Origin of the sequence: Brenneria roseae subsp. roseae, assembly GCF_003115845.1 — a bacterium.
Classification (GTDB): domain Bacteria; phylum Pseudomonadota; class Gammaproteobacteria; order Enterobacterales; family Enterobacteriaceae; genus Brenneria; species Brenneria roseae.
Genome location: NZ_KZ819027.1, coordinates 45,232 through 69,620 on the forward strand (window position 1 = coordinate 45,232; position 24,389 = coordinate 69,620).

Below are 24,389 nucleotides of genomic sequence, written 5' to 3' on the forward strand. Positions count from 1 at the left end.
CGAGGAATATATGGCTTATATCATAAATAAATTATTCAGATTAGTGGATATTATCTTGGTGATATGCATCATCAGTATGGTGGTGATGGTTTTTGGCAATGTGGTTATGCGATATGGTTTTCATTCCGGCTTTCCTGTGTCTGACGAACTATCTCGGTTCTGCTTTTTCTGGGTGATTTTTTTAGGTGTTATTAGTGCATCGCGCGATCAGCGTCATTTAAGTGTGGATACCGTACAGCAGCTATTACCCCGATTATCTCGAAAAATATGCTGGGGGATAACGCAATTACTGGTTATGGTGTGCTGTGTACTGATGTTTTATGGTTTCTGGTTACAACATGAATTATTTGTCGACGATCCTGCTCCGGTCAGCGGTATTCCGCTACTGTTAGTCTATGGGGTGATTTATATTTCATCAGGAAGTATGGCGTTAATATATATTTATAATATTTTTCGATTATTGATGAATAAAGTCAGTGAGGATGAATACTCAATGGCGCCCGGTGGGAAAAAGAAATCCGAAGAGATAGATACTGAAATAGAATAATTCGGTGTGATTCGCCATATGCCACCATATTAGACTGTCAGTTAATTTAGGATAAAATATGATTATAACCCTATTTATTATCACCCTGTTAGGTGCTCTGGCATTAGGCGTTCCAGTGGCATTCGCACTGTTGCTCAGTGGTGTGGTGTTAATGGTGTCCCAGGGGATGTTTGATCCACAAATTATTATTCAAACCATTATTCCTGGCGCTGATAATTTTGCATTGCTGGCGATCCCTTTTTTCCTGCTGGCCGGTGAGTTTATGCTGGCGGGCGGATTGTCAAAGCGTATTGTCAATCTGGCGGTGGCTTGGGTCGGCCATGTTCCCGGCGGGCTTGGTTATGTGGTCATTTTTGCCGCACTGATTATGGCTAGTCTGTCCGGGTCGGCAGTGGCCGACACTGCCGCGCTGGCTGCCATGCTATTACCGATGATGCGGGCGGGGGGTTATGATCTGGGACGTTCTGCTGGTTTGCTGGGCGCTGGCGGTGTTATTGCCCCGGTGTTGCCGCCGTCAGTCGGGTTGATTTTATTTGGAATTATTGGCAACGTTTCTATTACGAAATTATTTATGGCCGGTATTGTGCCCGGTTTATTAATGGCTCTTTCTCTGGTAGTGACCTGGTATATCTTGATGGGGCGTACTGATAAAATAGGTCAGTTGAAAGTTTTTCCGAAAGTCAGTTTGCGTGACCGTTGGCACGAAACACGTCGTAGTGTCTGGGCGCTAATGCTGCCAGTGATTATTATTGTCGGTTTGAGGATGGGGCTATTTACACCGACAGAAGCTGCGGTTGTTGCCGCCGTTTATTCGCTTTTTGTCGGCGTCGTGATTTACCGGGAAATAAAGTTACGTCATATTTTTGAATTGTGTCTGAATGCCGCCAAATTAACCGCGGTGATTATGCTGATGGTTGCTGCCGCAATGCTATCCGCTTATATGATCACCGTTGCCAATATTCCGGCGGAATTCGCCGATATGTTACGTCCTTTTAGTGATAAGCCGATGGTGATGCTGTTGATCATGATGGTGATTATCATCATCATCGGAATGTTTATGGATTTCACGCCAACCATTCTGATTCTCACCCCGGTATTATTGCCAGTTGTGGTACAGGCTGGTATTGATCCTGTCTATTTCGGCGTACTGTTTATTATGAATAACGCGATCGGATTATTAACACCGCCAGCCGGGAATGTGTTAAATGTGGTCAGGGGAATTGCCGGACTTTCTATGAATCAGGCTCTGGTGGGCGTGTGGCCGTTTGTGCTGGCCCAGTTCGTCGTATTATTCCTGCTGGTGATTTTCCCGCAGTTGGTCATGGTCCCGTTGGCATGGCTAACATCCTGAGAGTAATAAGATGGTTGTTTTATAGTAAATTAATAAAATTAGTTGATTATATTTATTATTTAATTATTGCTAACACCAGGGTTTGTTTTTTTATTCAGTTGATGGTCGTTTCAGGCAGCGGACGGTCAGTCGTCCGTGCCAGAAAAAAATGAGGCTGGCGCGTTTTTGAACAGCGCCTCTGCGGCCTATAGTGGGGGCCGCAGAGGCGTGATTTCAGCCTTACTCCCGCTCCAGCGCATGAATGGGTTCCATCCGCGCGGCGCGGCGGGCAGGGAAAAAGCCAAAGACGATGCCAATCAGGCTGGAGCACAGGAAGGCAGCCACAATGGATGTACTGGAATAGACCATCGCGAAGTTACTGCTGAACTGACTAAATACCACGCCGATAGCCAGAGAAAGCGCGACGCCCAGCATGCCGCCGAACAGACAAACCAGCACGGCTTCAATGAGAAACTGTTGCATGATATCGCTGGTTCGGGCGCCTACCGCCATGCGCACGCCAATTTCCCTGGTACGCTCGGTGACTGAAACCAGCATGATATTCATCACGCCAATCCCGCCGACCAACAGCGAGATCAACGCGATCATTGAAATGAGCAGCGTCAGGGTCGTGGTGGTTTTCTCTATCATCTGGCGGATGCTGTCGGTATTCATGACAAAGAAATCTTTTGTGCCGTGCCGTTGCGTCAGAAGTTGTGTAATGCCTTGTTCCGCAACGCTCATGTCAATATCGTCTTTAACCCGAATAGTAATGCTCTTCAGGTATGACTGTCCGACCATCCGTTTCATGACCGTCGTATAGGGCACCCAGACGTTCAGATTTTCATCACTCCCGAACCCACTTTTATTCTTGCTGACCACGCCGATAATCCGGCAGGGAAGCGAACCCAGCAGAATCACTTGCCCAATGGGATCTTCACCGTGAGGAAAGAGTTTGTCACGGGTGTTTTCATCAATCACGGCGTCCTGCGTCAGATTATCAACGCTGCTGCGGGGAAAAATGATGCCGCGGCTTACCGTGTAGCCCCGCACGGTAAAGAACTGTTCACCTACGCCGGAGACACTCGCGGATACCGCGATATTACCGTAGCGTAGCGTGACGCTGGTTGAGATGGATGGCGTCACGCTGTGCACATAGGACTGCTGTGACAGGGGGGAAATATCACTGGCGCGTAATGTCTGGATCGCGCTGGCGTTCATGTCGCCAAAATCTTTACCGGGGAAAATTTCCAGCGTACTGGTGCCCATGGAATTGATATCAGCGAGTACCTGTTCCTGAGAGCCTTTGCCCAGCGCCACGACCGAGACCACCGACGCAATGCCAATGATGATCCCCAGCATGGTCAGAAACGTTCTCATTCGCTGGGCGTTCATGGCCAGCAGCGCCATTTTGAAGGCATCGACGAAGCGATCCCTGAACTGATTCAACGCAGAGGTCACGGGCGGAGTGAACGTTTCCTGACGTGAGCGCGGGGTGGTCGCCGGTTTTGTCTCACGATCGGCGATAACCTCCCCGTCGCGCAGTTCAATGATCCGCTGAGCGTGCTCCGCAATCTGCATATCGTGCGTCACGATGATGACCGTATTGCCCTGCGCATGCAGGTCGCCAAGAATATTGAGCACTTCGTTGCCGCTTTGCGTATCCAGCGCGCCGGTTGGCTCATCCGCCAAAATGACGCCGCCGCCGTTCATCAATGCCCTGGCAATACTTACCCGCTGCTGCTGGCCGCCTGAAAGCTGGTTAGGACGGTAATTGAGGCGGTTTTCCAGCCCCAGCCGGGTAAGCAGTTCTGCCGCCCGCTGACGCCGCGCCTCGCGGCCTTTTCCGGCATAAATCGCCGGGACTTCGACATTGTCTTGTGCGGTCAGATCGCCCAGCAAATGGTAACGCTGGAAAATAAAACCAAAGTGTTCCCGGCGCAGTTCAGCCAACTGATCGTTGTTCAGTTGACCTACGGCGCGTCCGGCGACCAGATAATCGCCTGCCGACGGTTTATCCAGACAGCCCAGAATGTTCATCAGCGTGGATTTCCCTGAACCCGATGCGCCGACAATCGCAACCATTTCACCCTGATTGATCGTCAGGTTGATGTTTTTCAATACGGTGACGGCCTGTTCGCCGTTGGCGAAGCGCCGGGTGATATTGGTCAGCTTGAGTAATGGCGTGGACATCGATTACCTTCCCATTGGCGGACCGGGGTGGGTCGTGGCCGTGTTACCGGATTGCTGGCTGATAATCACCTGTTCGCCCGCGCTGATACCGGAGAGAATCTGGGTGCGGACGTTGTCATTCAGCCCAATGGTAACGGCTCGGGATTCAACTTTTTTATTTGCGTCAACTACCTGAACATACCATTTTCCATCATGCGTGCTCAGCGCGGTAGCCGGTACGACAACGGCATTTTTAACGGACGACAGCAGAATATAAACCTGAGCCGTCATCGAAATGCGTAAGACGCCTTCAGGGTTTTGCACATCGAACAGGCCATTGTAGTAGATCGCGCTGCTGGTGGATGTGGTGGTGGTGCTCGAACTGGACGACGTCGTCGTATCATCATCGATAGAGTCTGGCGCCGGCTCAATTGAGCTAAGCTGCGCCTCATAGCGTTTATCGGGTTCACCCAGAATACTGAACCAGACCGGCATACCGGTTTTGACTTTAACGATATCGGCTTCTGAAATTTGAGCTTTGATCGTCATGGTGTCCAGATTGGCTACTTTGGCAATAGTGGGGGTCGTTTGAATCGCATTGACGGTTTGCCCGGCTTCCACCGGAATGGCAACGACGGTGCCATCTGTCGGGGAGACGATTTTGGTATAGCCCAGATTTAACTGCGCGGTATTAACGGCAATCTGTGCCTGTACAATCTGGGCGTCCAGCGCGTCGATGTTGGCTTGGTCGGCGTCCAGCGTCGCTTTGGCGCTGTCATAATCGGCCTGTGCGCCCACGCCGCGTTTCATCAGCATCTGCTGACGTTGCCAACTTAAGGTGCTATTTCTCCATTCAGCCTGCTTGGCCGCCCGCTGCGCCTGGACATTTTTCAATGCGGCTTCGCTGTTTTTCAGCGCATCCTGTTGGGTGAGGTCATCAATCTCTGCGATCAACTGCCCTTTTTTGACTTTATCACCCAATGCGACATGCAGCGCTTTGATTTGCCCCGAAGCCTGTGCGCCAACGCTAACCAGTTTTTGCGCTTCAATCGTGCCGTCCGCCAGCACGGTTTGCTCAAGATCGGCCACTTCCGCCGTTGCGGTGATATAGTTTGGAGCAGCAGTCGGTTTTGATAAAAACAGGTAAATAAGCACAGCTGCGAACACGGCGCCAACGATAATAGCCATGCGGCGAAAGGTGAAAAATCGTGATTGCATCAGGGGAATTCGTCCTTAATAAATGCATCAGGGCCAAAGTAAATATCAAAAGGGCTAATCTACTCTGAGTGCGTACAGGAATCGGTAATCTTTGCTGAAAGAAATGGTAAGGATTCGGTAAATCTGGCTGCGAAGATTTAATTCAGGCTTGAGAATACACGATACATCCGAGAATGGGGACAGGATATGAAAATCTTACTGGTCGATGATGACGTAGAACTGGGAAATATGCTGGGCGAATACCTGAACGCCGAAGGGTTTGCGACATCAAGGGTATTGACTGGCAAAGAAGGGATTGATGGCGCGATGTCGGGAGAATACACCGCGATTATTCTCGATGTCATGCTACCGGACATGAGCGGCATTGATGTGCTGCGGCAGATAAGAAAAAATCAGCAGTTGCCGGTCATTATGCTGACGGCAAAAGGCGACAATATCGACCGCGTGATCGGATTGGAAATGGGGGCGGATGACTACATGCCAAAACCCTGTTATCCGCGGGAACTGGTGGCCCGACTGAGGGCGGTGCTGCGCCGTTATGCCGAACAGTCGAGTCAAAAGGTGGATGAAAGTCTGGCGGTATCGGGCGATCTGGTGCTCAATCCGGCAACCCGAACCAGCGAGTGGCGGGGAAAAGCTTTTGACCTGACTGCCTCCGAATTTAATCTACTGGAGCTGCTGCTGCGTTCACCTGAGCGCGTGGTGTCAAAAGACGAACTGTCTGAGAAATGTCTGGGTCGCAGACGTGAAGCTTACGATCGCAGTGTGGATGTCCATATCAGCAATATACGTCAGAAACTCAGTGCATTGGACGGTAATCACATGACGATTGAAACCGTACGCAGTGTGGGATACCGGATTCGCTGATGATGATACGCGGATGGCTGTTCTGGAAAATTTTATTGGGGTTCTGGCTGACGTTTATTGTCATTTCACAATTGTTGTGGCTAGCGTTTTCCCTCTATGGCGATCGGCATAAAACGCTGGAAGATATGGCGGTGATGCGTATTGCCGGCATTCAGACTGAGATGGTAACGACGGCATTACGCCATGGCGGTTTGCCCGAGGTCAGCAAAGTGATGCTGTTTCTGTCTGAACGTGAGCGGCAATATATTTCGGTCACGATGTCGCCATTCCCGGAGGCGGCGCCCAAACCTCGCATGACGCCCCCGGGTTTTTTGGGCGCGAATAGCCGGCGCGCCGAGGATATTGTTGAGAGGCTGCGTGGAGCAGATGGCGAGTGGTATCAGGTTCGATACGATGTGGAACAATTACGCGGTGAATTCCGCCCACCGCGTCCGATGGAGTTTCTGAATATCCCGACGCCTTTTGTCTGGATTGCGGGCGTCGGCGGGCTGCTTTTCAGTTGGTTGCTGGCCTGGAACCTGGCCCGGCCCTTGAGTCAAATGCGCGCCGGTTTCGGACGGGTGGCGCAGGGCGATCTCACGGTACGGTTATTCCCGCTGATGCGAAGACGGCATGATGAGATCAGTGCGGTAGCACGGGATTTTGACGCGATGGTAGAGCGGCTGGACGTCCTGGTCAGCGCCCGCGAACAGCTATTGCATGACGTATCGCATGAGCTGCGTTCGCCGTTAGCCCGTCTGCAATTAGCGATTGGGTTAGCCCGTCAACATACGGATAACACGGAAAACTCGCTGCTGCGCATAGAGCGGGAAGCGGAACGTATGGATAAAATGATCGGTGAATTGCTGACGCTGTCGCGAACGCAAAACAGCGGCGTCGAAGAGGAATATTTCGACCTGTTGGGACTGGTTAACGCGGTGGTGAACGATGCGCGTTATGAGGCGCAGATACCCGGCGTAGAGATTCTGTTACAGGCTGATGAGAACGACGATTATACGGTCAAGGGCAACTCGGAATTGATGCGGCGGGCCATCGACAATATTGTGCGTAATGCGCTGCGCTTTTCGGAGCCTGCCCAGCAGGTTTGCGTGGCATTGACCGGTGATGATAATGAATGGACGATCCGGGTATCCGATCAAGGGCCGGGCGTCGAGAAAAGTAAGTTATCCAGTATCTTCGATCCTTTCATTCGTATCGAATCACCGCTTTCGGGCAAAGGGTATGGTCTGGGATTGGCGATTGCCCGTAGGGTTGTGCTGGCGCATGGCGGGAGTATCGAAGCGGAAAATCGGGAGCAGGGCGGTTTGACCATCCGTCTGTGCGTGCCGCGTTTTCGGTCACTTTGATTGATGTTGTCTTATTCGCGCGTGGTGAATCGCACAAACTAAAACGGCACCAGACAGGTGCCGTTTTCCGATCATGCTTGATGATCGATAGGGTGATTTATTTCTTGATACGGATAACCGGCGTTTCGCCGACGACCACAGTGCCGCTCAGCTTAACCAGCTCTTTAATTTCATCCATATTGGAGATAACCACCGGAGTCAGTGTTGACTTGGCTTTCTCTTCCAGCAGCGCCAGATCGAACTCGATAATGAGATCGCCTTTCTTAACCCGCTGGCCTTCCTCAGCAATACGTTTGAAACCTTCGCCTTTCAGTTCAACGGTATCAATACCAAAATGGACGAACAATTCAATGCCGTTGTCTGATTCAATGGAAAAAGCATGGTTGGTTTCAAAAATCTTGCCGATGGTACCATCTACTGGTGCAACAATCTTGTTACCGGTTGGCTTAATCGCAATACCGTCACCCACGATTTTTTCAGCGAATACGACATCTGGAACATCTTCAATATTGACGATTTCGCCGGACAATGGAGCAATGATTTCGATGCTGCCTGTGTCTTTTTTATCATCAGAAACCAGAGATTTCAATTTATCGAACAAACCCATGATTTTCTCCTAAGCATTAATATTGGGCCAGCATATACCCGTCATTTTTCAAGTTGCCGCGACGTTGGCTTCCTTAAATTCCCCGGAAAAAGGATATTGAGCTTCCGGGGATTCGTTCACTGCTACTTAGCCGCGCCTGAAATCTATCGGGTAAGAGCGGAATCAGCAGAGCGTTTTTTCTTTAATGAATCGGCTCACCAAGTTGCTCAATTCCTGGGCTGTTGGTTGGGCCAGAGCCTGTTCCGCCAGCGCCTTCGCATCTTCGTAATTTGCATTACGGATGATTTTTTTGATGCTCGGGATAGAGATTGCACTCATGCTGAACTCGTCGAGACCCATTCCCAATAACAGTAGTGTAGCACGTTCATCTCCAGCGAGCTCACCACACATTCCTGTCCATTTACCTTCGGCATGGGATGCGTCTATGACCTGTTTGATCAGGGTCAGGACTGCTGGAGACATCGGGTTATAGAGATGAGAAATCAGCTCATTACCACGATCAACTGCCAGAGTATACTGGGTTAAGTCATTTGTCCCAATACTAAAGAAGTCGACTTCTTTCGCCAGGTGATGGGCAATGGCCGCCGCCGCAGGCGTTTCAACCATGACACCGACTTCAATAGACTCATCAAAGGCTTTGCCTTCTTCTCTTAACTGCGCTTTCAGCATGTCCAGTTCGGCTTTCAGCTCACGAACTTCTTCTACGGAAATGATCATCGGGAACATGATGCGCAGCTTGCCAAAGCTGGACGCGCGCAGGATAGCACGTAACTGGGCGTGAAGGATCTCTTTGCGATCCAGGCAGATACGGATTGCACGCCAGCCAAGGAACGGGTTCTCTTCCTTTGGCAGGTTCATGTAAGGAAGATCTTTGTCGCCACCGATGTCCATGGTACGGACGATAACGGCCTGAGCGCCAACGGCTTCGGCAACGGCCTTGTAAGCCTGGAACTGCTCTTCCTCGGTAGGTAGAGAGTCCCGGTCCATAAACAGGAACTCGGTACGGTACAGGCCCACGCCTTCGGAGCCGTTACGTTCGGCACCGGCAACGTCACGTACCGTACCGATGTTGGCGCAGACTTCGACCTGATGACCGTCCAGCGTAACTGCTGGCAGGTCTTTCAGCTTGGCGAGTTCATGTTTTTCAGAATGATATTGTTTCTGAACGGCCTTGAGCTCCTCAATGATTTCAGGAGTCGGGTTCTGATAAATTTTGTTGTTGACCGCGTCCAGAATCAGGTAATCGCCGTTTTTAACCTGTTGGGTGACGTTGGTTGTGCCGACGATTGCGGGTAATTCCAACGAACGGGCCATGATGGAGGTATGGGAAGTGCGTCCGCCGAGATCGGTAATGAAACCCAGTACCTTGTTCAGATTCAGCTGTGCGGTTTCAGAAGGCGTCAGGTCGGTTGCGACCAGAATGACTTCTTCCTGAATATCGCCCAGGTCGACGATGGTCATATTTAGAATGTTCTTCAGCAGACGCTTACCGATATCGCGCATGTCTGCCGCACGTTCTTTCAGATATTCATCATCAAGTTCTTCCAGTGCTTTTGCCTGATTTTCAATGACTGAGAATGCGGCAGCGTCAGCAGAAGCGTGTTCATCTTTAATCAGGGCTATGATTTCCTGCTCGAACTCTTCATCTTCCAGCAGCATGATATGCCCTTCGAAGATGGCTTCTTTTTCTGCGCCCAGCGTTTCGCCAGCCTTGGCTTTGATGGCTTCCAACTGTTTGGAAGCTTTGGCCCGGCCGGTCAGAAAACGTTCAACTTCCTGATCTACCTGATCCGCAGCGATTTTTTTCCGGTTGATGACTAATTCATCTTCTTTCAGCAACAGTGCCTTACCAAAAGCAATACCCGGTGATACTAATATGCCTGAAATCATAACCCTACCTTACTCGATTCTGATGCTCACTAAAAAGGCTTGTCTGTTACTCAAGCTCTGCCATCAGCTTAACCAGATGTTCCACTGCTTTTTGTTCGTCTTCGCCTTCTGCTGCGATGGTCACTACCGTTCCCTGCGTCAATCCGAGGGTTTGCAACTTGAACAGGCTTTTGGCGCTGGCGCTTTTGCCGTTGGACGTAACGGTGATTTCTGAAGTAAATCCTTTAGCTTCTTTGACAAACTGGGCAGCGGGACGAGTGTGCAGGCCATTCGGAGCGGTAATAGTCACTTCTTGCTGGAACATTCTGTTTTCCCCAACTTATGGATTAGATTAATGTTGTGGAACTAAAGTTTAGTTTATCCACTGAACTTTAGCCTGTTTGGTTAGCACCTGATTCATGTTACAGGGGCAGGCCGGGATGCGGCAAGGAAACGGTGAACAGTGTTTCCAGAATAAAATACCATCAAATATCACGATGTTCTCGCATCATTATTTGAATCTGGTTCGAAAAACGATGATTGAGCCAATCGTGCGCCGGTTTCAATTGAACGAGAAACCGCGATGTTTGGCGGATATTAATTTCACGCATCAAAATAATTGTTCGGTTAAATACTAAACCTACTACAGAAAAGCAATCTTTATGTGGTGAAAAGTTTGATCTGTACCACAAAAAAGCACCTAAATAGGTGCTTTTTTAACAATCCGCTTACTTTTTGTTTCGGGCGTGGAAAGGCGGTTACTGCTGCAATTCCTGCTCGGTAAAGAGATCGGCGAAAAGCGCGGTGCTCAAGTAGCGTTCGCCAGACGATGGCAGAATCACCACGATGGTTTTATCTTCAAATTCTTTTTCTTTCAGAAGATTGAGCGCGGCGGCAACGGCGGCGCCAGAAGAGATACCGGCCAGAATGCCTTCTTCTTCCATCAGGCGGCGAGCGGTGCTGATGGCTTCTTCGTTAGTGATCTTTTCAACGCGGTCGATCAGCTTGAGATCCAGATTATCCGGGATGAAGCCAGCACCGATACCCTGAATCTTATGCGGACCGGGTTTCAGTTCTTCACCGGCCAGCGCCTGGCTGATGACCGGAGAGTCGGCCGGTTCCACCGCTACGCTGGTGATCGCCTTGCCTTTGGTGTTTTTGATATAACGGCTGACGCCGGTCAGCGTACCGCCAGTACCTACACCGGCAATGAACACGTCAACCGCGCCGTCAGTATCTTCCCAGATTTCCGGGCCGGTGGTTTTTTCGTGGATTTCCGGGTTGGCCGGGTTGCTGAACTGCTGGAGAAGCAGGAAACGCTCGGGATCGCTGGCCACAATTTCTTCTGCTTTGGCGATTGCCCCTTTCATGCCTTTGGCCCCTTCGGTCAGGACCAGTTTCGCGCCCAGCGCCTTCAGCAGCTTACGGCGTTCGATGCTCATCGTTTCTGGCATCGTCAGCGTCAGTTTATAACCGCGGGCGGCGGCGACATACGCCAGTGCGATACCCGTATTACCGCTGGTTGGTTCAACCAGTTCGACACCTGGTTTAAGCACACCGCGTTTTTCAGCATCCCAAATCAGATTGGAACCGATACGGCATTTAACGCTAAAGCTGGGATTGCGAGACTCAACCTTAACCAGAATGCGTCCGTTGCCGATACGGTTCAAACGAACCAGCGGCGTATGGCCGATTGTAAAAGAATTGTCTTCATAGATCTTGCTCATAGCCTGTCCTTATAACTGTATGAAATTTTTGCGAACATAGAGAGAATACTCGTTCACACCCGTCAGTGAAGTAAAGAATTGCTATATCGTTATGTTCTTAAGAAATATCTTTTCATTACAATAGGCAGGACGAGTTCCTGTGCGCCAGTTCTCAATATTGTTTTACATGGATTGCCCTGGCAGCGTCGCCGATAGGTTCCGGTAGCGTTCTACCCACAGCGCGGTCGCACCGCAAACCGCGACCGGCATAATCACCAGATTGAGGAACGGGATCAGGGTAAACAGGCTAATCAACGCCCCAAACTGCATATTGACGATTTTGTGCCGCCGTAATGCCTGCCGCATGGTCGGAAACGCGACCTTATGGTTATCAAAAGGGTAATCGCAGTATTGAATCGCCAGCATCCAGGCGCTGAACAGAAACCAGAGCACCGGCGCGACGGTCTGTCCAATACCGGGAATAAAATACAGCACGAGCAGTACGCAGGCGCGCGGCAGATAATAGGCCAGCTTCTGGACTTCCCGTTTCATGATTCGCGGTACATCTTTGGCTATGCCGAGGATGCCGCTGTCCGGCAGCGTATGCCCGGTCAGGCGGGCTTCCAACTGCTCCGCCAGCAGGCCGTTAAACGGTGCGGCGATAAAATTGGCAAGGGTGCTGAACAAATAGCTGAAAACCAGCAAGATTGACAACACGGCAAGCGGCCAGATGAGATAGCTGAGCCACTGGAGCCAATTCGGGATATGGGACATCAGCTGTGGGATCCAGTCATTGAGCCGGGTGAACAGCCACCAGAACGCGCCTCCCATCAGCACAATATTGACCAACAGCGGCAGGATGACGAAACGCCGGATGCCTGGTAGCGAAATCAGACGCCATCCTTCGACAAAATAGTGTATTCCGCTATGCGATGTATTTCTGGGATTGGAGTAGGACATGTTGTGATAATTCTCAGCCGTTTGTTTATAGATGCATCATATCGGTATGATTTTATGCTGACCAGTCTGCATTTGGATGAAAAAACAGCAAAAAAGTGCGTTGTATCTATCTTTATTGTCAGAATGTATCGTACAGACTTGCACTTGTGTACGCAGGCAAATAGAGTTAGTGATATAAGTGTCTGCCGTATTGGCAATGTATTGGAACAATTGGGATAGCAATGATGCAGGACTTGCGTCTGATATTAATCGTCGTTGGCGCGATCGCTATAATAGCGCTATTACTGCACGGCTTGTGGACCAGCCGTAAAGAGCGTTCGTCCCTTTTTCGTGATCGCCCGGTTAAACGCTTAAAAAAAGAGCGCGACGAAACGCCGCTTGAGGAGCTTGATGAAGGCGTTGGCGAGGTGCGAGTCAAAAGCGCGCGTCCGAAAGATGAGCCTTCCTTCGGCGCTTATGACGTCAAAGAAAGCCCACGGCCTGAATCTCAGTCTCCATTTGGGAAGCAGCCGCTTCAGCCCTCGTCTGCTTACGATCCTTTACTGGGTGAAGTGACGCCTGATGACGTGTCGCGCCCTGCGGTACGTACCGAACCAGAATCTCGTCCTGCTGCGCCGCAATCGGAGCCATTGCGGGAACCCTCTGTTTTTGCCAATGACACAACTTTCGCAAATGACACAGCGTCTGCTGACGAACCGCGTCTGCATGAAGAAACGAAGCCGGCCCAGACCAGTTCCCAGCATTCCGTTGAAAATGAACCTGTTGATGTACAGCCGAAAGAAGCGGTTTTAGTCCTTCATGTCGCCGCACACCACGGTGGTGTCATCGGTGGTGAGCTACTGCTGCAAAGTGTATTGCAGGCAGGCTTCCTGTTCGGCGAGATGAATATTTTCCACCGCCATGTGAATCCTGCCGGCGCCGGGCCCGTGTTGTTCAGCCTGGCGAATATGGTCAAACCCGGTTCGTTCAACCCGGATGAAATGTCGGAGTTTTCTACGCCGGGTGTGTCCATCTTCATGATGGTGCCGTCCTATGGCGATGCCGGCCAGAATTTCAAGCTGATGCTGCAATCCGCACAGCGTATCGCGGATGATGTCGGCGGCGTGGTATTGGATGATGAGCGTCGGATGATGACGCCGCAGAAAGTGGAATCGTACAAAGCCCGCATTCGCGATGTACTGAAAGCCAATGCCTGATGACTTATGATGCGATTGCAAATGAAAGCCTCCGACCGTGGAGGCTTTTTTTATCGGACTATTTACTGTGTTGATATTTTGCCGTGCCAAATGGGTTATAGCGGTTGCGTGGTATTGATGGGCGCGGGCAACAACGAAAAATAAGGTGAGTGGCGGTGAGTAAGGCTCAAGGATTAAAACAGGAACTTGGGGTGATTCAGGGCGTGGGGCTGCTTTCCACTTCATTGCTGGGTACCGGCGTATTTGCCGTACCTGCGCTGGTTGCTCAACTGGCGCAGCAGGATAGCCTGTGGGCATGGCCGCTGTTAATCCTGTTTGTGTTCCCTATTGCGATCGGGTTTGCGGCATTAGGCCAACATTTCCCTAACGCCGGTGGAGCAGCCCATTTCGTCAATATGGCGTTCGGGCCGCGGCTGGCCCGCGTGACCAGTTGGCTGTTTCTTTCTGTGATCCCGCTGGGGCTCCCCGCGGCGTTACAAATAGCGGCCGGTTTCTGGCAGGCGGCGTTAGGCTGGAGCGATCTGGGATTGTTGATGGTACAGCTACTGACGCTGGGCGGCATCTGGGTTCTTGGGCTGCGCAGCGCCGGGTCCAGCGCCAATATTCAAATTATTATTGCTCTGTTGGTGGTTGGCCTGGTGGCGGCCATCTGGTGGCAAGGGGATATTACACCGGCGCACATTCCGTGGCCGACCATCAGCGAGCTTTCCTGGCCGAATACGTTTAGCGCATTAGCGGTGATGTTCTGGTGTTTTGTCGGGCTGGAAGCGTTCGCGCATATGGCGACAGAATTTCGGACGCCTGAGCGTGATTTTCCGCGCGCCTTGCTGATTGGTATGCTGCTGGCCGGCGCCGTTTACTGGGGCTGTACGGTCGCTGTTTTACACTTTAAAGCCTATGGTGAAGGGATGGCGGCGACGGCTTCCTTACCGGGTATTGTGGTGCAGCTGTTTGGCGAGCATGCGCTGTGGATCGCCTGCATGGTGGGGTATCTGGCCTGCTTTGCCAGTGTGAATATTTATACGCAAGGGTTTGCCCGGCTGGTGTGGTCGCAGGCGCCGCAGAGCAGCGCGTTGGCGAAATTATCCGACGGACAGGCGCCGGTTAATGCGTTATCTATCGTGGTGGCGTGCTGTCTGGCTTGCTGCCTGCTGATCTACTGGTTGCGATTGCCATTAGAGACGCTCATCGTGTATGCCAATGGCATTTTCGTTTTGGTTTATCTGCTGTGTATGCTGGCGGGATGGCGTTTGCTGAAAGGGCGGGCCAAAGTGATGGCCGCGGCGGGCAGTGTGTTGTGTTGCGCGTTGCTGGTGATGATTGGTTGGAAATCGCTGTATGCGCTGACCATGCTGGCACTGTTATGGGCCTTCCTGCCCCGCAGGCAAACCGAACTGGCCTCCCATTAAACCAGATTTTCATTAAGACAATGCCGCCACCGCCGGTCGGTTGGCGGCATTGTCGTCGAGGCGGTTATTCGTTATCCGGCTCGGCCGCCGTTGGTTGTGTCGCGGACAGCCTGGCCTCCAGTTCGCTCAGGCGTTGTTCCAGCTGCGCGATTTTTTCGCGGGTCCGCAGCAGCACCTGGGTTTGAATGTCGAATTCTTCGCGGTTAACCAAATCAAGCCGGGTAAACTGGGCCTGTAGCACCTGACGGATTCTCTTCTCCACATCATCGCCCAATTCCCGGATACCTTTTGGCATGGACTCATGCACTTGACGGGCAATCTGCTCAATCTTCTTCGGGTCAATCATGGCGTTTTCCTGATATGTTATGTCGGATGATCATATTAGTCAGTGTAATGCTAGTTGAATGTTGGATAAACTAAAACCTCGAACTTGTACTGTTAGATTCATCGTTTCCATGTCACATTTCCCGTGGCTAATCAATTGCCCTGCTACTTCATTAGCGCTATAGTTATCTCGCTTATTCTCAGGGCGGGGTGTAATTCCCCACCGGCGGTAAACCAGTCATATACAACGTATACGGATTGGAAGCCCGCGAGCGCTCATTGTTTGATTGACCGGCGAAACCGTCTGGTTTTTCAACGTGGGGTCAGCAGATCCGGTGTAATTCCGGGGCCGACGGTGATAGTCCGGATGGGAGAGAGTAACGGTACCTGTCGGGCATTGTGCCCGCTCGCGTTATTTTTGTTAGCTATTACTATGCAGCCAGTGGTAATGGTTACTCCTCAAAGCTCGCCCTGATTCTGGTAATCCATATAAATATTGAGGTTTTTTTACCATGAATCAGACATTACTTTCTGAATTTGGCAATCCCACCGAACGCGTAGAACGCGCACTTGATGCATTGCGTCACGGTCGCGGCGTTTTGGTTCTGGATGATGAAGATCGTGAAAACGAGGGTGATCTTGTTTTTGCAGCTGAAAGCATGACCGTAGAACAAATGGCGCTGACAATTCGTTACGGTAGCGGCATTGTTTGCCTGTGCCTGACTGAAGAACGCCGTCAACAGCTGGCGTTGCCGATGATGGTGGAGCATAACTCCAGCCCTTATCAGACCGCCTTTACCATCACGATTGAAGCCGCAAAAGGGGTCACCACCGGCGTTTCCGCTGCCGATCGTATTACTACGATCCGTGCGGCAATTGCGGATGATGCGAAACCGAGCGATCTGAATCACCCGGGGCACGTTTTCCCGCTGCGTGCGCAGCCGGGCGGCGTGTTGACCCGGGGCGGACATACTGAAGCCTCGGTCGATCTGGCGACGTTGGCGGGGCTGAAACCGGCGGGCGTGCTGTGCGAATTGACCAACGATGATGGCTCTATGGCCCATGCGCCAGAAGTGATCGCGTTCGCCAGACAACACAATATGCCGGTATTGACCATCGAAGATTTGGTGGCTTACCGTCAGGCGGTGGCGCGTAAGGCGAGCTGATTTCTCAGACGGTTGTGATTAACACCAAGGGCCGGTTATTCCGGCCCTTGGTCGTTTTTGCGTGATATTGCTTGTCGTCGCATACGGCTTCGCCTGTGCGGCGTAGATTATCAGGCCACATGATGTGGCCTGATAACAGGCAATGACGTTTTCACTCCGGTTTCTTTCTCGCCAGCAGGGTGGCGAAACGCAGTTTAATGCGGTTGCCGTTTGCGTCCGTTTTGTGCAACTCGCCGATATCTTCGTTGTATTTGATGATGTCCCAGCCGGAATAGTAGTTCTTCAATTCTCCTGCTTTGAAAGTGAAAGAGAAGGGTATCGGGCACGGGTAATCATCGGTCGACATGGCGGAAATAATCAGGTTATAGCCGCCGTTTGAGGTGCTTTCCTGCATATTCCGAATGATATGCGGGATGCGATCGCGCTCCAGAAACATCAACACGACGGTCGAGAGAATAAAGCCGTACTGTTCTTTGATTTCAGCCAGATTGATGTTGTAAACCCCCGCCTGAATCGCCGTCAACGCTTCACTGTTAATGATTTCCTTGAGCGAAGCAATACTCAGCTCATTCTTATCGCAGGCGGTGACATCAAACCCGCGCAGGTTCAAATACAGTGAATTACGCCCGCCGCCGCAGCCTAAATCCAGCGTTTTGCAGGGTTTGACGTATTGCATGGCATGAATGACTTCGGAATGTGCGCGCGTCAGTCCGTATTTTTTATGGTAAAAATCTTCTGGCGTGCAGAAAAAACTCAGCTGACATTCTAAATTGTCAGAAAAAGAGACGATACGGTGCCATGCCTGCGGTTCAATGAAAGGCGGCTGATTTTGTTCTGAGAAGTGAAACGTTTCCTGAACGTCACCGTTTTCGTGTAACAGCGCAAAAGTCATCTCCCCCTGAAGAATGGTGAGCCTGGCCCAGGTACCTTCTTTGGTATTGTGTTTTTCCTGAAAGGCTGTGGGCAACGTCAGGCTATTCCACTGCGGCATTTTTTTATAACAAATGAGATCTTGCATCTTCACCTCGGTATGTACGCTTCATCGCTCTATTTTATGAATCGGTATGGGTGATGATCAATAAATATGTATTTTAAATGCAATATTTGTTTCAACCTAAATAGGGGCAGAGGGCAAAGGAACGGGTAGGGGGAAACGACGGTAGAGCACTGGGGCTAATCAGGACATCATATATAACATCCCCGGCGTGGTACGCCGGGGAACGTGTTAGCGCATTTTCTTATGCACACTGGGTGCATTTGGCGTTCTGGATCATCTGGTAGAAGTCATTGCCTTTATCATCCACCAGAATAAAGGCCGGGAAGTCTTCCACTTCGATTTTCCAGATAGCTTCCATACCCAGTTCCGGGTATTCCACGCAGGTCAGGCTCTTGATGCTGTTCTGTGCCAGAATCGCCGCCGGGCCGCCGATGCTGCCAAGATAGAAACCACCGTGTTTCTTACACGCGTCGGTAACCTGCTGGCTGCGGTTGCCTTTTGCCAGCATGATCATGCTGCCGCCGTTGGCCTGTAGTAAATCAACATACGAGTCCATACGGCCAGCGGTTGTCGGGCCTAATGAACCGGAAGCGTAGCCTGCCGGAGTTTTGGCCGGGCCGGCGTAGTAGATCGGGTGATCTTTGACGTACTGCGGCAGGCCTTCGCCGTTATCCAGACGTTCTTTCAGTTTGGCATGCGCAATATCACGACCAACGATGATCGTGCCGGTCAGGGAAAGGCGGGTCGACACCGGGTATTGCGACAGCGTCTTCAGGATCTCCGCCATCGGACGATTCAGGTCGATTTTGACGGCATCGCCTTCACCCGCTTCACGCAAACGTTCAGGGATGTATTTACCCGGGTTCTGTTCCAGTTGCTCCAGCCAGATCCCTTTACGGTTGATTTTAGCTTTGATGTTGCGGTCAGCCGAGCAGGAAACGCCCATGCCGACCGGGCAGGATGCGCCGTGACGCGGCAGACGGATAATACGCACGTCGTGAGCAAAGTATTTGCCGCCAAACTGTGCGCCCAGACCCAGATCGCGAGCGGCTTCCAGAATTTCCTGTTCCAGGGCGATATCGCGGAAGGCCTGACCGTGTTCATTCCCCTCAGCGGGCAGTTCATCATAGTATCTGGTGGAGGCCAGCTTAACGGTTTTAAGCGTGGTTTCGGCAGAGGTGCCGCCAATGACAAACGCGATGTGATACGGCGGGCAGGCCGCCGTACCCAGCGAGCGCATTTTCTCAATCAGGAAGCTTTTCAGTTTTCCCGGGTTCAGTAACGCTTTGGTTTCCTGGTACAGATAGGTTTTGTTCGCGGAACCGCCGCCTTTGGTGACAAACAGGAATTTATAATCTTCGCCATCGGTGCTGTAGAGGTCGATCTGTGCCGGCAGGTTGGTGCCGGTATTCACCTCTTTGTACATATCCAGCGGGGCATTTTGTGAATAGCGCAGGTTATCTTCGGTGAAGGTGTTGTACACACCGCGGGATAGCGCCTCGGCATCATTGCCGCCGGTCCAGACCCGCTGGCCTTTCTTGCCGACGACGATCGCCGTGCCGGTATCCTGACAGGTGGGCAGAATGCCTTTGGCGGCAATTTCAGAGTTCCGCAGGAATTGCAGGGCGACATATTTGTCGTTTTCGCTGGCTTCCGGATCGTCAAGGATGCTGGCGACTTGCTGTTGATGGGAAGGCCGAAGCATGAAAGAGGCATCGTGGAAGGCTTGTTGAGCGAGGAGGGTAAGGGCTTCCGGCTCAATCTTGAGAATATCCTGACCTTCAAATTGCGTTACAGAAACGAAGTCGCTGCTCAGCAGACGATACTCGGTGTCATCTTGACCTAGCGGAAAAGGGTCTTGGTAATGAAAGGGTTTATTCGACATTTTTTCTCACTCGCGTTCGCATTATTAGTAGGCTTGTATCTGGTATGATTCAATTCTCTATTAATGACTTTTGTATCAGTCCGAACACCTCTCCCACGCGGGTATCGAAAGCGGTTCTTTATCGTTGTGGCATTCTCATTTGGCACAAATACAAAAGTAATAGTCCTTATAATAGTATGGTTTTGTGTCGGGGAGTACCACTTTGATACATCACATAATTGGCAATCAATCGCGATATTATCTTTACGTTTGTGTCTTAATGAGGAAAAGTAAAATCATTGTAATCAAATAGGTTTGATTATTAGGATTCGGGATATTAAGTTATTTAATTAACTTTATTAATTAAAGTAATAACGCCATTTGACAATAATAACCATTCAATTAATTCCGTTATTTTTTTAAACGGATTGCGTAAGGCGAAAATAATATAAGCAAATAAACCACGCTTCCCCCTCCTGTGGGGGAAATATCACCGTTTCTCAGCGACGAATATGAAAGCGATTCAGTCTCGGAAATCTGGCGTATTTTCCTGTTGAGCCAGGAGGTTATCAATCATCCACAGGCCTGCCGGGCCGGGCGGATGTGGCTTGGACCAGGCTACATCGACCTCAATGAGCTGCGGCCATCCTGCCACCGGCAGTTCCACCAGCATTTGATGATCATAGCGGGAAACCAGCCAGCGCGGCAAAATACTCCAGCCAAAACCTTGTTGCGCCATTTCCAGCAACAACAGATAAGAAGGAGCCGACCACACGATACCTTCCGCCTGTAGCCGATCGCTGCGTTTATAGGTGTTCAGGTAGAGCTGCCGAACGGTGGCAAGCTGGCTGCGGGTGACCTTTTTTGCCAATGCCAGAGGATGGCTAGCCGCGACGAATACCGCCATTTCGGTTTTGATCTGCAAGCGGGAAGCGGCAATATCCGGCGGATAATCGGCCTGGGCGCGCAAGAGTCCTACGTGTGCACGCTCGGATTGCAGCAGGTCAATCACATCGTCATCTTCCGCAATCAGGCATTCAAACTCAATATCGGGAAAGCGCTGGGCAAAGCGCTGAAGCACCGGTTCATAATGCGTGGTTTTCCAGGTGTCGGACAGCACGAAGGTCAGCCGAGGCTCAATATTATCGGCCAACCGGATTGCCAGTTCGTCCAGTGCATCGCTGGCCGAGAGGATGGCCTGTATATGCGTCAGCACCTTTCTGCCTGGCTGGGTCAGCACCGGTTGATGACCTGAGCGATCGAACAGTATTAATCCCAGATCGGTTTCCAGATTGGCTATTGCGGCGCTCACTGTGGATTGGCTCTTGTGCAACTGGCGGGCGGCAGCGGAAAAAGAACCGGTATTTACGGTTGCCATGAAAGCCATGAGCGATTCAGGGGAGTAGCGCATTGTCATCTCTATCGTTTTTATCGATGGATTCTAATTTTATTCTATCACTTATTACGATGAAAATGCGTCACGCTTATTCTCTTTATGAGGAGAAAAGGCGTGAAAGCGGAAACTATGTATGTATGCCGCGCAATCTGAAGAATGAGTGAAAGTGCTATGCAAAAGAAAACAATACGTGAGCGCATTTGCCATGCGGCCGGCTTTGAGCTGATTGCATTGATGATTTGCGCGCCAGTCGGCGCCTGGCTGATGAATAAACCGATATTTGATATAGGCGCGCTGGCCATCATGCTATCCAGCGTGGCGATGATCTGGAATATCATTTATAACTCGGTCTTTGATCGGCTGTGGCCCGTGACGCGAGTGAAACGACGTTTGCCGGTGCGTATTGGCCACGCATTAGGATTTGAAGGCGGGTTCATTTTGATCGGCCTGCCGCTGGCCGCCTGGATGCTGAATATAACGCTGTGGCAGGCCCTGATGGTAGAGATTGGCTTTTTCCTGTTCTTCCTGCCTTACACCATGGCCTATAACTGGATCTATGACACGCTGCGAGAGCGCATCATTCATCGTCGTCACGCCGGGATGCGGGGCGAGTCGGTAAATTCCCGCCTGCGCTGACGGTCGGGGATGGCGGCCGGAGTGCCAGTTTGAACGTCTGATAGGTTGGCAGTTCAAGCGCGCGCCATAAGTACCACGACGCGATAGTGCGGTAGGGTTGGCATGGTTCGCTCAGTTCGCGCAGGACATAGCGAGTCGGCATGTCTTGCAGATTGTAGACATAGCGCAATCCCTGCCTGATGCCCAGATCGTCAAGCGGCATAATGTCACGACGTTCCAGCGAGTAAATCAGAAAGATTTCCACCGTCCAGCGCCCAATCCCTTTTAATGAACTCAACTGCCTGATAAGGGCTTCATCATCCATGTCGGCGGCCTGTTTTAAGCTGGGCACCAAACCGCTCAGGGCGCCGTGGGAGATGGCATGCAGCGTTTCTACCTTGCGGGCGGAAAACCCGCACTGTCTCAGGGTTTCCGTTGAGCAGGCAACCATCTGTTCCGCACTGGGAAATTGTCCATCGTGGATATTGATCAGTTTTGTCACCATCGAATCACCGGCTCGGGTGGTTAACTGCTGATGAGCGACCGCCCGAATCAATGCCTCATAAGGTTCTCTGTGAGGTGCGGTTTGATGACGACATACTCCCACTTGCGATATCAGGCTGGCCCAGCGTTCGCTAATGGCGCTGAGGTGTGCAATGGCTTTACGATCAAAATCCCGCTGAGAGTTGGGCGTCATCACTGTTTTTCCATGATCGAGAGGATAATTCTTGAGGTTTCAATAGGTAATCTACGCATCTGAGCTTGAAGGATAACGAATGTAACCTATCGGTCAGAAAACCTGAGCATAGGCGATTATAGGATGATCCGCTACGCTATGGATGATCATGAGCGATGCCTGGAATTAAAAAGCAAGAGTTGGGCGTGTTCACCATTTCTCTTCATCTTATGGTGGAGGACGCCCTTAAAAAGGCTTCCGACAATCATGACGCGCGAGGTGAAAAATGAAACTAACCGATCCACGCCAACAGAACGATCAAATTCATCAGGTTGTTCAACCCGATCAGGATGAAGACCTGCGCTGGCTGGCTTTACGCACCCGAAACAAAGCGGCAGATGGCCACTTTGTTTATGCCGTCAAAACGACCGGGGTGTATTGTTCTCCCTCCTGCGCTTCGCGTCAGCCAAGGCGTGAAAACGTGGTATTTTTTGATTCGCCTGATAAGGCGGAAGCGGCGGGGTTTCGCCCTTGCAAGCGTTGCCGTCAGGGCCGGATATCCAGGGCGGCTCAGCAGGCGGAACAGATTGCCCATGCCTGCCGCATCATCGAGCAGGCAGAGAATACGCCAGCGCTGGCGGTGTTGGCAAAGACGGTGGGGTTGAGTACTTTTCATTTTCATCGTCTGTTTAAATCGATAACGGGCGTAACGCCGAAACAGTATGCCCGTGCCCATCGCCACCAGCAGATTCGCCGACAGTTGACGGAAAATGGTTCGGTTACGGAAACGATATTGGCCGCCGGTTATGGCGCCAATGGGCGTTTCTACTCGGAAGCCAATGCCTTGCTGGGAATGACGCCGACGACGTTTCAGAACAAAGGACAAGGGATGACGATCTACTTCGCCGTCGGCGTCTGTTCGGTTGGTGACATTCTGGTCGCTGAAAGCGATCGAGGGGTTTGCGCCATTCTGTTAGGGGATGAACCGCAGCAACTGGTCAATGAATTGCAGGCTATGTTCGCTCATGCGCAGCTGGTGGGCGGCGATGCGGATTTTGAACAACGCATGGCGCAGGTCGTTGGTTTTGTCGATGATCCGAATATTGGGCTCGCATTGCCGCTTGATATCCGGGGGACCGCTTTTCAGCAGCGGGTATGGCAGGCGCTGCGGGATATTCCCGTTGGCGAGACGGCCAGCTATCGGGAGATTGCGACTCAGATTGGATCGCCGATGGCGGTTCGGGCTGTTGCGGGCGCCTGTGCGGCCAACCGTCTGGCGGTGGCAATCCCTTGCCACCGGGTGGTTCGTCACGATGGGGCACTGTCGGGATATCGCTGGGGCGTGGAGCGTAAGCGAGCCCTGTTAACACAGGAAACGTTACTCGCGGGCGATAGACCTCCTGCGACGTTGGCTAAGCGCGATTCGGCGGACAAGGGGTGATGGTGGAAAACGAGGAGTCGCATATCATGAATCTTGATTTATTTGCGGATGAAGCCCCGGAACGATGGACGGAAACGCTGGCATCGGGCGCGGTTATTCTGCACGGATTTGCTTATCCGGAGGCTGCGGTGTTGATGTCGGCAATCACTGAGGTCATCAAGCGTGCGCCGTTGCGCCATATGATGACGCCGGGCGGGCATGTCATGTCGGTAGCGATGAGCAACTGTGGCGCGCTGGGCTGGGTGACGGATGAGTCCGGCTATCGCTATTCGCCGGTTGATCCTCTTAGCGGGCACTCATGGCCCGCTATGCCGGCTGTTTTTTCCCAATTGGCGAAGCGTGCCGCCAGCGCAGCCGGTTTTGAGAATTTTGCGCCTGATGCCTGTCTGATTAACCGCTATGATGTCGGGGCGCGGATGTCGCTGCATCAGGATAAGGACGAGCGTGATTTCAGCCAGCCTATTGTCTCTCTTTCGCTGGGGCTGGGAGCCCTGTTTTTATTTGGCGGATTGAAGCGCAGCGATCGGGCTCAGCGCTGTTCGCTGTTGCATAGTGATGTAGTCGTGTGGGGTGGCGAGTCGCGGCTTCGTTACCACGGGATATTGCCGCTGAAAAGCGGCGCGGTGCCCGACAGCGTACCGGGAGAATATCGTTTTAATCTGACGTTTCGTAAAGCCGGGTGA

General features: G+C 51.6%; 22 protein-coding genes and 1 riboswitch. Of the genes, 10 read left to right on the top strand and 12 right to left on the bottom strand.

Annotation, left to right across the window (positions count from 1 at the left end; genetic code table 11):
* The first annotated feature begins 10 nt into the window (after nucleotides 1-10).
* Nucleotides 11-547 (top strand): TRAP transporter small permease, encoded by a 537-nt coding sequence (locus DDT52_RS09395; RefSeq protein WP_136156120.1) that lies wholly within the window; start codon nucleotides 11-13, stop codon nucleotides 545-547.
* Between the two features lie 58 nt (nucleotides 548-605).
* Complete coding sequence (locus DDT52_RS09400) at nucleotides 606-1,898, top strand: TRAP transporter large permease (RefSeq protein ID WP_136156121.1); 1,293 nt, start codon at nucleotides 606-608, stop codon at nucleotides 1,896-1,898.
* A 219-nt stretch (nucleotides 1,899-2,117) separates the two neighbouring features.
* Here the strand turns inward: DDT52_RS09400 and DDT52_RS09405 are convergent, their stop codons facing one another.
* Together DDT52_RS09405 and DDT52_RS09410 are read right to left on the bottom strand one after the other, a co-directional pair.
* A complete protein-coding gene (locus DDT52_RS09405; protein ID WP_136156122.1) occupies nucleotides 2,118-4,070 on the bottom strand; it encodes a MacB family efflux pump subunit in 1,953 nt (650 codons plus the stop codon).
* A 3-nt stretch (nucleotides 4,071-4,073) separates the two neighbouring features.
* Nucleotides 4,074-5,267, bottom strand: coding sequence for an efflux RND transporter periplasmic adaptor subunit (locus DDT52_RS09410; protein WP_136156123.1), 1,194 nt, complete (start codon nucleotides 5,265-5,267; stop codon nucleotides 4,074-4,076).
* A 186-nt stretch (nucleotides 5,268-5,453) separates the two neighbouring features.
* Between DDT52_RS09410 and DDT52_RS09415 the strand changes: the two genes are divergently transcribed.
* A complete protein-coding gene (locus DDT52_RS09415) occupies nucleotides 5,454-6,134 on the top strand; it encodes a response regulator transcription factor (protein WP_109054511.1) in 681 nt (226 codons plus the stop codon).
* Complete coding sequence (locus DDT52_RS09420) at nucleotides 6,134-7,480, top strand: ATP-binding protein (RefSeq protein ID WP_136156124.1); 1,347 nt, start codon at nucleotides 6,134-6,136, stop codon at nucleotides 7,478-7,480. The genes DDT52_RS09415 and DDT52_RS09420 overlap by 1 nt, the downstream gene beginning before the upstream one ends.
* Nucleotides 7,481-7,577: 97 nt before the next feature.
* Here the strand turns inward: DDT52_RS09420 and crr are convergent, their stop codons facing one another.
* The 5 genes from crr to cysZ all read right to left on the bottom strand — a co-directional run bounded on the left by crr (nucleotide 7,578) and on the right by cysZ (nucleotide 12,622).
* A complete protein-coding gene (gene crr, locus DDT52_RS09425; RefSeq protein ID WP_109054509.1) occupies nucleotides 7,578-8,087 on the bottom strand; it encodes a PTS glucose transporter subunit IIA in 510 nt (169 codons plus the stop codon).
* A 162-nt stretch (nucleotides 8,088-8,249) separates the two neighbouring features.
* On the bottom strand, nucleotides 8,250-9,977 hold the full coding sequence (gene ptsI / locus DDT52_RS09430) for a phosphoenolpyruvate-protein phosphotransferase PtsI (protein ID WP_136156125.1): 1,728 nt from the start codon (nucleotides 9,975-9,977) through the stop codon (nucleotides 8,250-8,252).
* 46 nt (nucleotides 9,978-10,023) lie between these two features.
* Complete coding sequence (ptsH, locus tag DDT52_RS09435) at nucleotides 10,024-10,281, bottom strand: phosphocarrier protein Hpr (protein ID WP_005971891.1); 258 nt, start codon at nucleotides 10,279-10,281, stop codon at nucleotides 10,024-10,026.
* A gap of 433 nt (nucleotides 10,282-10,714) precedes the next feature.
* The gene (cysK, locus tag DDT52_RS09445; protein WP_109054506.1) at nucleotides 10,715-11,683 is read right to left on the bottom strand and encodes a cysteine synthase A; all 969 of its coding nucleotides are present in this window, start codon (nucleotides 11,681-11,683) and stop codon (nucleotides 10,715-10,717) included.
* A 162-nt stretch (nucleotides 11,684-11,845) separates the two neighbouring features.
* Entirely contained in the window at nucleotides 11,846-12,622 is a 777-nt protein-coding gene (gene cysZ, locus DDT52_RS09450) for a sulfate transporter CysZ (RefSeq protein WP_136156127.1), read from the bottom strand.
* 221 nt (nucleotides 12,623-12,843) lie between these two features.
* On the opposite strand from cysZ, the gene zipA reads away from it, so the two are divergent.
* Both zipA and yjeH read left to right on the top strand, forming a co-directional pair.
* The gene (gene zipA / locus DDT52_RS09455) at nucleotides 12,844-13,818 is read left to right on the top strand and encodes a cell division protein ZipA (RefSeq protein ID WP_210732698.1); all 975 of its coding nucleotides are present in this window, start codon (nucleotides 12,844-12,846) and stop codon (nucleotides 13,816-13,818) included.
* 155 nt (nucleotides 13,819-13,973) lie between these two features.
* The gene (gene yjeH, locus DDT52_RS09460; protein ID WP_136156128.1) at nucleotides 13,974-15,227 is read left to right on the top strand and encodes an L-methionine/branched-chain amino acid transporter; all 1,254 of its coding nucleotides are present in this window, start codon (nucleotides 13,974-13,976) and stop codon (nucleotides 15,225-15,227) included.
* Between the two features lie 64 nt (nucleotides 15,228-15,291).
* Here yjeH and ubiK read toward each other — a convergent pair whose 3' ends face one another.
* Nucleotides 15,292-15,573 carry a ubiquinone biosynthesis accessory factor UbiK gene (gene ubiK, locus DDT52_RS09465; protein WP_136156129.1) on the bottom strand — a complete coding sequence of 94 codons (282 nt, stop codon included), beginning with the start codon at nucleotides 15,571-15,573 and terminating at the stop codon, nucleotides 15,292-15,294.
* Between the two features lie 170 nt (nucleotides 15,574-15,743).
* A riboswitch (FMN riboswitch) is annotated at nucleotides 15,744-15,934 on the top strand.
* A gap of 129 nt (nucleotides 15,935-16,063) precedes the next feature.
* On the opposite strand from ubiK, the gene ribB reads away from it, so the two are divergent.
* Entirely contained in the window at nucleotides 16,064-16,717 is a 654-nt protein-coding gene (gene ribB / locus DDT52_RS09470) for a 3,4-dihydroxy-2-butanone-4-phosphate synthase (RefSeq protein ID WP_109054502.1), read from the top strand.
* A gap of 151 nt (nucleotides 16,718-16,868) precedes the next feature.
* Here the strand turns inward: ribB and tehB are convergent, their stop codons facing one another.
* From tehB to DDT52_RS09485, 3 genes are all read right to left on the bottom strand, one after another.
* Nucleotides 16,869-17,735, bottom strand: coding sequence for an SAM-dependent methyltransferase TehB (gene tehB / locus DDT52_RS09475; protein ID WP_136156130.1), 867 nt, complete (start codon nucleotides 17,733-17,735; stop codon nucleotides 16,869-16,871).
* A gap of 220 nt (nucleotides 17,736-17,955) precedes the next feature.
* Nucleotides 17,956-19,599, bottom strand: a complete 1,644-nt coding sequence (fumA, locus tag DDT52_RS09480) for a class I fumarate hydratase FumA (RefSeq protein WP_136156131.1) — start codon at nucleotides 19,597-19,599, stop codon at nucleotides 17,956-17,958.
* A gap of 502 nt (nucleotides 19,600-20,101) precedes the next feature.
* Nucleotides 20,102-20,989, bottom strand: a complete 888-nt coding sequence (locus DDT52_RS09485; RefSeq protein ID WP_136156132.1) for a LysR family transcriptional regulator — start codon at nucleotides 20,987-20,989, stop codon at nucleotides 20,102-20,104.
* Between the two features lie 156 nt (nucleotides 20,990-21,145).
* On the opposite strand from DDT52_RS09485, the gene DDT52_RS09490 reads away from it, so the two are divergent.
* On the top strand, nucleotides 21,146-21,610 hold the full coding sequence (locus DDT52_RS09490) for a multidrug/biocide efflux PACE transporter (RefSeq protein ID WP_136156133.1): 465 nt from the start codon (nucleotides 21,146-21,148) through the stop codon (nucleotides 21,608-21,610).
* Here DDT52_RS09490 and DDT52_RS09495 read toward each other — a convergent pair.
* Nucleotides 21,552-22,286, bottom strand: a complete 735-nt coding sequence (locus DDT52_RS09495) for a DNA-3-methyladenine glycosylase family protein (RefSeq protein ID WP_136156134.1) — start codon at nucleotides 22,284-22,286, stop codon at nucleotides 21,552-21,554. The genes DDT52_RS09490 and DDT52_RS09495 overlap by 59 nt on opposite strands.
* Nucleotides 22,287-22,551: 265 nt before the next feature.
* Between DDT52_RS09495 and ada the strand changes: the two genes are divergently transcribed.
* Nucleotides 22,552-23,706 (top strand): bifunctional DNA-binding transcriptional regulator/O6-methylguanine-DNA methyltransferase Ada, encoded by a 1,155-nt coding sequence (gene ada, locus DDT52_RS09500; protein ID WP_136156135.1) that lies wholly within the window; start codon nucleotides 22,552-22,554, stop codon nucleotides 23,704-23,706.
* A gap of 26 nt (nucleotides 23,707-23,732) precedes the next feature.
* Complete coding sequence (gene alkB / locus DDT52_RS09505) at nucleotides 23,733-24,389, top strand: DNA oxidative demethylase AlkB (RefSeq protein WP_136156136.1); 657 nt, start codon at nucleotides 23,733-23,735, stop codon at nucleotides 24,387-24,389.